A 10,164-nucleotide genomic window follows, 5' to 3' on the forward strand; every position below is an offset into this window, starting at 1 on the left:
GAGAGGCTGATGACACGCAATGTCATATTGGCTGGTTTTACGTTAGGGGCGGTTTTGCTTGTTTTACTTGTTGTGTTTTTTGTCGATAGCTTCGGCTTTGGCAAGAAGGCGGCGGGTGATCAGGCTTCTGCAGCGACCTCTTCGTCGCTTGCTTCTCCTGCGCCTCAAGGCTCGACCTCTGTACCCTCCATGGCGGCGGTTCCGCCTGTGGCAGCCTATCAGAGCCCGTCTCTTCAGGGTAATGTGGGGGTGTCCCCGGTGCAAGGGGCGGTTCAGCCGATGAGCCCGAACGTGAACATTCAGTCACCGCAACAAGCTCAGGCACAGCCTGCCCCGGTTCAGCCGGATATGGCGGCGCAATCCAGCCCGGCCATCCAGTTTCAAAAGCCGTTGAGCCAGTTGATCCAGCCGGAAAAAGCGGCTGAGGTGCCGCCAAACTATATCCCCAAGACGGTGGAGCTGTTTGAAGCGCACTGGCAGGGCCTTGATAGCCGCGCCTGGACCGATGAGCTGCGCCGCAAACTTAAATATCCCAAGGGGCTGACGGGTATTCTGGTCGGTGAAGTCACGCTGAACGCCGCCGAAGCCGGTATTCTCGCAGGTGATATCATCAATAAGGTGGGCGATGTCAAAGTCAGCTCCCTTGAAGAATTCCAGATGGCGACCCGTGAAGTGCGCACCCAGACCAATGTGAAGCTGCGCCTCATGCGTCCGGGTAAGAAAAAGCAAGACGGCCGCTTCCCCATGCGCACGCTCACCCTGGTCATGATGGGCCAGCCGGATTTGGGTATGGCACAGGTGGAAGGGGCACCGATGATCCTGCCCGGTGATCCGCGCCCGCACCCGCACCGCGGAGTCTGTACCAATTGCCACACAGTGGGTGATGGTTTTGAGCTGAGCCCGGACCCGGATTTGGTCTCTGTCCCGCCGCCCGTTATCGATCATGCCACTGTGGTTAAGGGTATTCGCCCGCACCGCGACCGTGGCCCCTGTGAAGCCTGTCATTTGATTCGTAAAGACCAAAAAGGAAAGAACCCATGAGCATTATCAAAGGCGACCTGGTTGGGCGTTCGGAAGAATACGCTCAATATACCGCGATCATCTTAAAACGTTTGGGCACCAAACTGGTTGGGGGCTTCCACGACCTGTTTACCATCGATGATGAAACGCGCATGGAATATTTCCGTGACAAGGCCATCAATCTGGCGAAAGCCGGCAAGCACCAGCGTGCCGGCCAATTGCTGGAACAGCTTTATAAATCCAACCCGGAAGACGGCGAAGTCATGCTGCATCTGGGCGTGTGCTACCTTAAACTCGGCCATCGCAATGAAGGGATCGAGCTTCTGGAAAAAGCCAGCGATGAACATAAGGACGATATCAAACTCGCCACCGTGCTCGGCCTGTCTTACATTCAGAATGAAGATTTTGAAAAAGCCATCCCTTTGTTGGAAAAAGTCATTGAAGATACGCCGAACTCGGCCAATATCCTCTATCGTCTGGGTGTGGCTTACGACAATACAGGTAACTATCAGCGCGCGGTGGAATGTTTCCTCAGTGCGCTTGAGATCAAGCCGGATGAAGCGCGTATCCACCGCAGCGTGGGGTATGCCTTTGAACAGATGGATGATCACGAAGCAGCCATGGCGCATTTCAAACGTGCCAACGAGCTCGGCGGTGGGGAGTAATCGCTTTTAAAAGCGAAGGTTAGTGTGAACCATGGTGAATTTCTTTAATACCGGCAATCAGGCCCCGTCTCAGGAACTGCAACGGCTCAAACGCTCCGAAGCGATGCTGGCGCAGCTCTATCGTGATGAGACGGAACCGCGCTTTTCCGTGCCGTCCATGAAAGGGGTCAAAACCCTGTTTCTGGTCTCGGTGCTGGGGATTTTGCTGTTTTCCGGCACACTATTTTACAAGTTCAACGACTTCATTATTTTCCGTGAAGACGTGCTGGCCAAGGCCGGGAACCTGCAATCAGCCTTACAACGGCGCAAAGACTTGTTCTCCAACCTGGTCAACCTGACCCTGAACCATGCGTCTCTTGAACATTCCATTTTCTCCTATACCGCCAAAATGCGCACCGAGATCATCAAGAAAACTGGTGATGTGCTGCCACCCGAAGCGGTGAAAGATGCCTTGGGGAAAAACAAGGATCTGGCCAAAGGCTTAGGTGCCTTGGGTGTGGGCGAAGCCAATGGGGCAGACGGGCTGGATCTTAATGACATGGGGGCATCGCTTGGTCGCTTGCTTGCCGTTGTAGAAAAATATCCGGATATTAAATCCGCCCAGACTTATACGGAAGCCATGGTGGCTTTGGTGCAGATGGAAGACCTGATTACCCAGCGTCGTATGGATTATAACGAGTCCTTGCGGATTTATAATTCAGCCATCTCCAAATTCCCCTGGAAGATTTTGGCGGATTTCACCAACTTCCCGCGCTTTGAATATTTCAACGAGAAAACCATCACCGACAGCGCCCCGAAACTGGGTCTGGAAACCTATCGCCCGTTGGTTCCTTTCATCGATGAGGGAGGCGGACACTAATGTGGACAATGATCGCACGGGTGGGCACCTTAATGTCCTTAGGCGCCGCCCTGATGGAACTATACAATTCGCGCCATCGCGAAGTGAACTCAAGTAGGATTTATAACTCTACGGAAGCGGCCCGTTTTTTGGGTGTTGAACGTAAGGAAGTGATCCGACTTTTAGAACAGGGACGCATGCGCGGGCGCCTTGTCAATGGCAATTACCGCGTTCCCGGTAGCAGCATAATTGAGTATTTGAGCCATGATTCCTAATAAATGTAAGCAATGTAAAGAAGAAGTCGTCTGGTGGGCCATTGTCGTCAATATCTGCCAAATGACCTATAAGGGCCTGTTGGGCGCCATGACCGGATCTGTGGCTTTGGTGGCAGACTCGCTGCACTCTGGTGCGGACGTAATCGCCTCTATCGTGACCATGTTGTGTGTGAAAATCTCCAAGCGCAAGGCGTCTGATAAATATCCTTATGGCTTCGGGAACATCCAGTTTATCTCTTCGTCCATCGTCGGGATCATTCTGATTTTGGGGGCGATCTACCTGATGTATGAATCGATCCTCAAGATCATTGAAGGCAATATTGAAGCGCCAAGCTTCCTTGCCGTGCTCGGTGCCGGTATGTCTGTTGTGGTCAATGAGCTGATGTATCGCTACCAGCATTGTGTGGGCAAAGAAAACAACAGCCCGGCAATTATCGCGAACGCGTGGGACAACCGTTCGGATGCGCTGTCTTCTGTCGGGGTGTTGATCGGTATTTTGTTTGCGGTTCTTGGCTTCCCCATCGCTGACGTTGTGGCCGCCATGGTCGTGGCGATCCTGGTGGCACGCATCGGGATTGAGCTGAACATTGATGCCATTGACGGCTTGATGGATACTTCTGTTGAAATGGACGTTCTTAAAGATGTTTACAATATTGCCGCCAACGTGCCGAATATTGAAGAGGTCCGTCACCTGCGCGGTCGTAACGTGGGCGAAGACATCCATCTTGATATCTCCATCGGGGTGAGTGGCTCGCTTAAGGTCTATGAGAGTGATCTTATTGCTCAGGCCCTGAAAGAACGCATCTATGCCGAAGTCCGTCACGTCACCGACGTGCAGATTGCCGTTGTGAATAGTTAAAAGAAAGCGCAAGAGGTCTAGACATGAAGGCGGCTTAACAAAAAAACATACTGGTCCGGAATTCTCGAAACTGGTCATAATTGTTAATTCCCTAAGAAGATTGATAAAAAATTCAAAATATTCCCTCTAGTGTTTTCATATGACAAAGTGAACAATGAAAAGATGAAATCCCTTTTGAGCTGAAATTATGTATAGAGCTATCTTCACAATTCTTATCGTCGGACTATTGACCCCTGTAAATGCGGATGCGAGTTCTGAGCCACTTCCTAAAGGTAGCGCTTCTGAAATCCTATGGAAAAACTCAAGCCACTTTCACAGTGATTTTGACAAGGGTGTAAATGGGGATTGCGTCTCACTACTGTCTCGCCTTGAAAAAGAAATTCAGGACCCAAATGAAGACAGAGAATATGCAGCGCATGTTGTTTATGGGGAATTGTATGATCGTGCGATTTGTGTGCCGTTTGACCCTGACAAGGCATTTGACCATTTTAAACAGGCTGCGGATATGGGTGGACCAACTTATTATGCACAGGTCGGCTGGAAATATTTTCATGGTCATGGTATAGAGAAATCTGATGCTAAGGCACATGACGCATTCAAGTTATTGCTTATTCGAAATGCAACTTGGAAGCAGCCAACCAATGAGCAGCATTTCCATGAAATATTACGTGATAGAGGGATGCCAGATATCTTGGCTGCAGGTGTGGGTTGGTTCACTAAAATGACCAAGACTGACGAAAGTGCAGTGTCCTTGGCTCTTTCACTGATAGATGGGAGTGGACGATATTATGATGATACGGCACTTCCAATCGATAAATTGGCAGCAATGTATGCTCTTAACCAATTGAGTTCAGATAATAGAAAAGCTCGATATCATTTGGGGTTTGAAATGCTGAAAGGTACATTTGGAGAACCTCTTAAACGTGAAGGTGAGATGCATTTAATACGGTCTGCTAAATGTGGATATGTACCTGCAATGTTAAAGCTAGCGCATTTATCCCAAACTGGAGAGTTTGGTGCCCGGCAAAACAATAAGGATGCTTATGGTTGGTATTTAATGGCACAACGAAATGGAGCCAGCGTAAAAACTGAACTTGAAGAAGCAAAGAAAAACGCTGGCTCTTTCGCAGAACTAACTGTCCCGAATGACAAGAAATTTATGATCTCTTGTCATTGAGGCACTAACCTTGACGCCAGCCATAAATACGACAGTGATACGGCGCGGCTGCAGCTGTATCCTTGATGCGATCGCGTTCAGATATAAAGCCCTCATACTCATTGTACTTGGTGTCTGCTTTACTTTGGGCGGCTTTTTCTTTTTCGAAGCTATTATATAATGTCCATGCTGCGTTAACGATCTGAGCCCATTCTTCTGCATCTTCAATCATGTCTTCAATTTTATCTAAACCTGCTTGAGGTGAACCGTCCTTTATTCGCCCAAGGAGCAGATTGGACCTGTACGGAAAAAGTGGAGTGTGTCTCCTGAGTTAACTATGCTGACTACAGGAGAATATGATGAGTCGCAAACGTACCCCAGAATTTAGAGAAGAAGCCGCCCGTGTTGCTTTAAGCAGTAATCAGCCGCGTAAAGTGGTCGCCGCCGATTTTGGTGTCAGTGTCGGCAGTTTGAACCGTTGGGTTTCCCAATATCGTGAACGAGAAGGTTCATCCCCTAACGATGATGCTCAAAAGGAGTTAGCCCGTCTTCGCCGTGAAGTACGAGAACTGCGGGAGGAGAGGGCTCGCGAAGCGGACGGAACGGCACATTCTAAAAAAGGCGGCTCGTTACTTTGCGAGCCAAAAGCCGTGAAGTTCCAGTTTGTCCACCTGCAACGTGAGAACCATAGCATTGCTGGTCTGTGTCGTGCGATGAGCGTTTCTGAGAGTGGCTTTTTGCTTGGCGTAATCGTCCTACCAGCAAACGCCAACGAGAAGATATGGTACTGCTGGCCCATATCAAGTCCATCCATTATGCCAATTACCAATCCTATGGGCGAGGCCGTATGAAAGATGAATTGCAGGAAGAGGGAATTTGTGTCGGTGAACACCGCGTTGCCCGTATTATGAAGCAAAACAATTTGCGGATCGTGCGAAGTCAGAAATTCAAACGCACCACTGACAGCGATCACAAACATAATATTTCGCCTAATCTGTTGGATGGTGACTTTGCCGCGACAGCACCGGATCAAAAATGGGCGGGTGATATTACCTACCTGTGGACGGGTGAAGGCTGGCTTTACTTGGCGGTTGTCATCGACCTTTACTCCCGTCGCGTGATTGGTTGGTCTGCAAGTCGACGTATGAAAAAGGATTTGGTGATGGATGCCCTAAACAAGGCAATTGCCCTTCGCAAGCCACCTGCTGGTGTGATTTTTCATTCAGATCGCGGTTCACAATATTGTTCAAATAAATTCCGTAAACTGCTGGCAAAGTACAAGTTCGAACAGTCAATGTCCGGCAAGGGGAACTGCTACGATAATGCCGCTGTGGAGACATTCTTTAAGACCTTGAAAGCGGAAATGGTCTGGAAAATCGCCTTCCAGACACGCGACCATGCTAAAAAGGAGTTGTTCAAATATATAAATGGATTTTATAACGCAAAGAGACGCCATTCATATCTGAATGGCCTCAGTCCGATTAAATTTGAAAAACGGGCTGTCTAAGTGAGTGAGACGCACTCCACTTTTTCCGTACAGGTCCAACTTACCTTACCTCTCCCTTAAGCTCTCATCCTGATATTCTTGTAGCGGGGCGAGCAGGTATTCAATGAGCTTGCGTTTGCCTGTTTTAATCTCAACTGTCACAGACATCCCCGGTGTCAGGTCGACCATTTTGTTTCCAGAGTGTATTTGGGTTTCTGCCATGGAAATACGTGCGGGATAGACCAGTCCCTGTTGTTCATCTTCTACGGAGTCTAGGGACAGGCTGAGCAGTTTGCCTGCAATGGTGCCGTATTTGGTGAAGGGGAAGCTGTCGACCTTGATCTCCACTTCCTGATCTTCATGAACAAAGCCGATATCCTTGTTCAGCACCTTAACCTCAATCTCCAAACCGCTGTCAGCTGGCACAATGGACAAAAGTTCTTGGGCTGGCGTCACCACACCGCCGACCGTATGAATAGCCAGTTCCTGAACCTTTCCTGCCACAGGAGCAATGAGCTTTTGATGACGGGCACGTTCCTTGGCTTTGATGAGTTCCTGTTCCAATGTTGAGACCTGTTGTTCAGCCTCAACAAGTTCAGTCAGGATGGTGCGACGGAATTCTGCTTTGAGTGTTTGCAAGCGACTTTGCGCAGCGCCCAATGTGGCTTCTGTCTCAATCACTTTTGCGCGCTGTACAGCCAACTGGCCCTCATATTCAACCAGTTCCTGTTCAAGTTCCAGAAAGTCCGTGCGTGATGAAATCCCCTTATCAACGAGGGCGCGTCGGGCATTCACCCGTTGGCGGACTTTGGGCAGGATCTTGTCTAAACGATTGATGTCGGCATTAACTGTTACAAGCTCGGCTTGACGTTGGGCCACTTCTGCACGAATGGTTGCGGCTTCGGCCTTTTGTTTTTCCCACTGACTGAGCATTTGGGTCAAATACATCTCAGCCAAGCGTTTCGGCGCACCTTCAGGAACCTGATACGCCTTTTGCGGGGAGGTTTCCAGCAAGGCAGATAAACGCGCCACATTCAGGCGAGCATTAAGAAATTCTTTTTTTAGCCGTTCCAGGTCAGCTTGCGTATCTGTGGGGTCTAGCTCAATGAGTGTTTCCCCGGCCTGTACAACTTGTCCATCCCTGACGTGAATGGCACGCACAATACCGCTTTCCAACGGTTGAACGGTTTTGGTGCGTTCTGTTGGCACGATCTTTCCGGTGGTCGTCGCCACAATATCAATACTGCCAAATACGGCCCATAAAATGGCCAGTGTAAAGAAAGAGGCAATAGTCAGGGCTACGGCCCGGCCAATGGGATGGGCCGGGGTTTCCATAATTTCTAAAGAAGCCGGGAGAAAGGCCAGTTCATGGCGATCCTTTTTCACTTTCTCTTTTTCATTTTCCTGTTGCCAGGATTCACGGGCAATATGAGCATGATGCTTGGCCCCGGCGATCAGGCCAAATAGCCAATCTGGAAAGAAGCGTTCTTTCACATTTTCCCAAACACTCATGCTTATTCCCCCGCCTGTGGTTCAGCTTGTAAGCCTTTAAAGGGAACCGGATTGAGCTTGACCTCAGGCGTACTTGTTCCTCGTGGACCTGCGGCCTGATGGTTCCACAGTTTGGAATAGCGCCCCCCTGTTTTTAACAGCTCATTATGAGAACCATCTTCGACCACCTCACCGGCTTCAATCGTAATGATGCGATCACAATCGCGCACAGTTGAAAGGCGGTGAGCAATGACAAATACAGTGCGCCCCTTACTGATGGAGCGCATATTTTCCTGAATGATATGTTCGGACTCATAATCAAGGGCGGAAGTGGCCTCATCAAAGATCAAAATGCGTGGATTGGTGATCAAGGCCCGCGCAATAGCGATGCGTTGACGTTGCCCGCCTGATAAGGTTGAACCGCGTTCCCCCACTTGTGTGTCATAGCCTTCTGCCAGTTCCAAAATGAAGTCATGGGCCCCGGCCAATTGGGCGGCTTCAATGATCCGTTCCATGGGTAAAGAAGGGTCGGATAAGGCAATATTTTCACGTACGGTGCGATTAAACAGAGTGTTTTCTTGCAAGACCACACCGACTTGACGGCGCAACCAGGCGGGATCGACCATGGACAGGTCGGTGCCATCCACCAGCACCCGCCCGCTTTCCGGGACATAAAGACGTTGCACCAGTTTGGTCAGGGTCGATTTACCAGACCCAGATGGGCCCACGACCCCCACAACTTGGCCTGCGGGAAAATCAAGGGAGACCCGTTTTAAAATCTCTGGTCCATCGGGGCGATAACGAAAAGTTACCCCCTCAAAAGACACATCGCCCTTAATGGCCGGAAGGGCTGCGCGTGATCCGCCACCAAGTTCCTGTTTGGTGTTCAGGATATCGCCGAGCCGTTCCACAGAAATCCGCATCTGCTGGAAATCCTGCCACAGTTGAGCCAAGCGTAAGATGGGCTGAGATACACGACCAGACAGCATGTTAAAGGCGATCAATTGTCCCATGGTTAAATCGCCATCCATCACAAGTTTTGCGCCAAAATAAAGCGTCAGGGCCATGGTCAGTTTTTGAATGCCTTGTGTGGCTTGTGAAGCAATATTACCCAGGTTAGAGGTCTTGAAGGAGCTGCTCACATAACCTGCCAGCTTTTCTTCCCAGCGGCGTTGCATTTGCGGTTCAACCGCCAAGGCTTTAAGCGTTTCCACACCGGAGACACTTTCGGTTAGAAAGGCGTTGTTTTCTGCCCCACGCTGAAACTTCTCTTCGGTACGTTTGCGCAACACAGGGGTGACAATAATGGACAGTGTTATATAGCAGGGAATAGAGCCGACAACGATCCAGGTGAGCGTCGGGGCATAGTAAAACATGATGGCAAAGAAGACGACCGTAAAGGCGAGATCAATGATCAGGGTCAGGCCGGAACCGGTGATGAAATTGCGGATATTATCCAGCTCGCGCACCCGCGCAACCGTTTCGCCCACCCGGCGTGCGCCAAAAAAGGAAATGGGCAGGTTCATCATATGTTGGAAAAGACGTGCCCCCAACTCCACATCCACCCGGTTGGTCGTATGGGAGAAAATATAGGTGCGCAAACCACCGATCAGCACTTCAAAAATACCCACGGCAATCATGGCGATGATGAGCACATCCAGACTGGTCAGGCCACGATGAACCAGAACCTTATCAATAATAACCTGAAAGAACAGGGGCGAAATCACTGCAAATACTTGCAGGAAAAAAGAAGCTAGTAAAACTTCGCCAAACAGGCGGCGGTATTTCATAAAGGCCGGGATAAACCAGGAAATATCGAACTTGCGCTGCTCCCCGGCGATCTGCGCACGCGTGGTCAGCAAGATCAAGGTCCCATCCCAGGCTTCCTCAAGTTCATCACGAGACAGTTGTTCCGGTTGTCCCGCCTCCGGACATTGGATCAACACTTTGTTTTCGGCTGCTTTCGCTAGAACAAAGAACCGCCCGTCAGGACGACGTGCAATGGCAGGCAGCGGTGTTTTTGCCAGGCGATCAAAACCTGTCTCCACCATCCGCGCCTTGAATTCCAGCCCCTTGGCTGCGAGCAAGAGATCATCGGCTTCAAATGCCTTTTGCAGCCCCATGGAATGACGGATTTGTTCGGCCTCAGCAGGTCTCTCAAAAAACTGTGACAACATTACCAGGCAAAGAAGCCCCGTGTCGAGAAGAGGGGGGGAAGTTTCTTCTTGTGCAGTCATTGAAATCTCTTTTCTCGCCAGATTGAATGAATTGCAACTTATAGAAATGCAATTAAAAAGGCAATAATCTGAAGTTAATTAAAATTTTAATAAATAATTTTTAGTTGCGTTTTGATTTTATATTGATACATAAGATT

Annotated in this window: 10 protein-coding genes; 7 read left to right on the forward strand and 3 right to left on the reverse strand. The window is 49.7% G+C overall.

The window, feature by feature from the left end; genetic code table 11:
• Positions 1-9 precede the first annotated feature (9 nt).
• From mamP to E4K71_RS00715, 6 genes are all read left to right on the forward strand, one after another.
• A complete protein-coding gene (mamP, locus tag E4K71_RS00690) occupies positions 10-1,041 on the forward strand; it encodes a magnetosome magnetite formation protein MamP (RefSeq protein WP_135075079.1) in 1,032 nt (343 codons plus the stop codon).
• Positions 1,038-1,685, forward strand: coding sequence for a magnetosome protein MamA (mamA, locus tag E4K71_RS00695; RefSeq protein WP_135075082.1), 648 nt, complete (start codon positions 1,038-1,040; stop codon positions 1,683-1,685). Before mamP ends, mamA begins: the two co-directional genes overlap by 4 nt.
• A gap of 31 nt (positions 1,686-1,716) precedes the next feature.
• Positions 1,717-2,544 carry a magnetosome protein MamQ gene (gene mamQ / locus E4K71_RS00700; RefSeq protein ID WP_135075085.1) on the forward strand — a complete coding sequence of 276 codons (828 nt, stop codon included), beginning with the start codon at positions 1,717-1,719 and terminating at the stop codon, positions 2,542-2,544.
• Positions 2,544-2,798 carry a helix-turn-helix domain-containing protein gene (locus tag E4K71_RS00705; RefSeq protein ID WP_135075088.1) on the forward strand — a complete coding sequence of 85 codons (255 nt, stop codon included), beginning with the start codon at positions 2,544-2,546 and terminating at the stop codon, positions 2,796-2,798. The genes mamQ and E4K71_RS00705 overlap by 1 nt, the downstream gene beginning before the upstream one ends.
• Positions 2,788-3,657, forward strand: coding sequence for a magnetosome biogenesis CDF transporter MamB (gene mamB / locus E4K71_RS00710; RefSeq protein ID WP_135075091.1), 870 nt, complete (start codon positions 2,788-2,790; stop codon positions 3,655-3,657). Before E4K71_RS00705 ends, mamB begins: the two co-directional genes overlap by 11 nt.
• A 187-nt stretch (positions 3,658-3,844) precedes the next feature.
• Entirely contained in the window at positions 3,845-4,834 is a 990-nt protein-coding gene (locus E4K71_RS00715; RefSeq protein WP_135075094.1) for an SEL1-like repeat protein, read from the forward strand.
• 4 nt (positions 4,835-4,838) lie between these two features.
• On the opposite strand, the gene E4K71_RS00720 is transcribed toward E4K71_RS00715, so the two are convergent.
• Positions 4,839-5,045: a hypothetical protein gene (locus tag E4K71_RS00720; protein ID WP_135075097.1), complete on the reverse strand. Its 207-nt coding sequence runs from the start codon at positions 5,043-5,045 to the stop codon at positions 4,839-4,841.
• 127 nt (positions 5,046-5,172) lie between these two features.
• Here E4K71_RS00720 and E4K71_RS00725 point away from each other — a divergent pair.
• Positions 5,173-6,320 (forward strand): IS3 family transposase gene (locus E4K71_RS00725; protein ID WP_135081939.1). Its coding sequence is split into 2 segments (ribosomal slippage): positions 5,173-5,551 and positions 5,551-6,320, totalling 1,149 coding nucleotides; the frame shifts between segments, so codons are not numbered across the junction.
• Positions 6,321-6,365: 45 nt separating this feature from the next.
• Here the strand turns inward: E4K71_RS00725 and E4K71_RS00730 are convergent.
• Both E4K71_RS00730 and E4K71_RS00735 read right to left on the reverse strand, forming a co-directional pair.
• Positions 6,366-7,811: an HlyD family type I secretion periplasmic adaptor subunit gene (locus E4K71_RS00730; RefSeq protein WP_135075100.1), complete on the reverse strand. Its 1,446-nt coding sequence runs from the start codon at positions 7,809-7,811 to the stop codon at positions 6,366-6,368.
• 2 nt (positions 7,812-7,813) lie between these two features.
• Positions 7,814-10,027, reverse strand: a complete 2,214-nt coding sequence (locus E4K71_RS00735; protein ID WP_135075103.1) for a type I secretion system permease/ATPase — start codon at positions 10,025-10,027, stop codon at positions 7,814-7,816.
• Positions 10,028-10,164 lie beyond the last annotated feature (137 nt).

This window comes from Terasakiella sp. SH-1 (genome assembly GCF_004564135.1).
Classification (GTDB): Bacteria; Pseudomonadota; Alphaproteobacteria; order Rhodospirillales; family Terasakiellaceae; genus Terasakiella.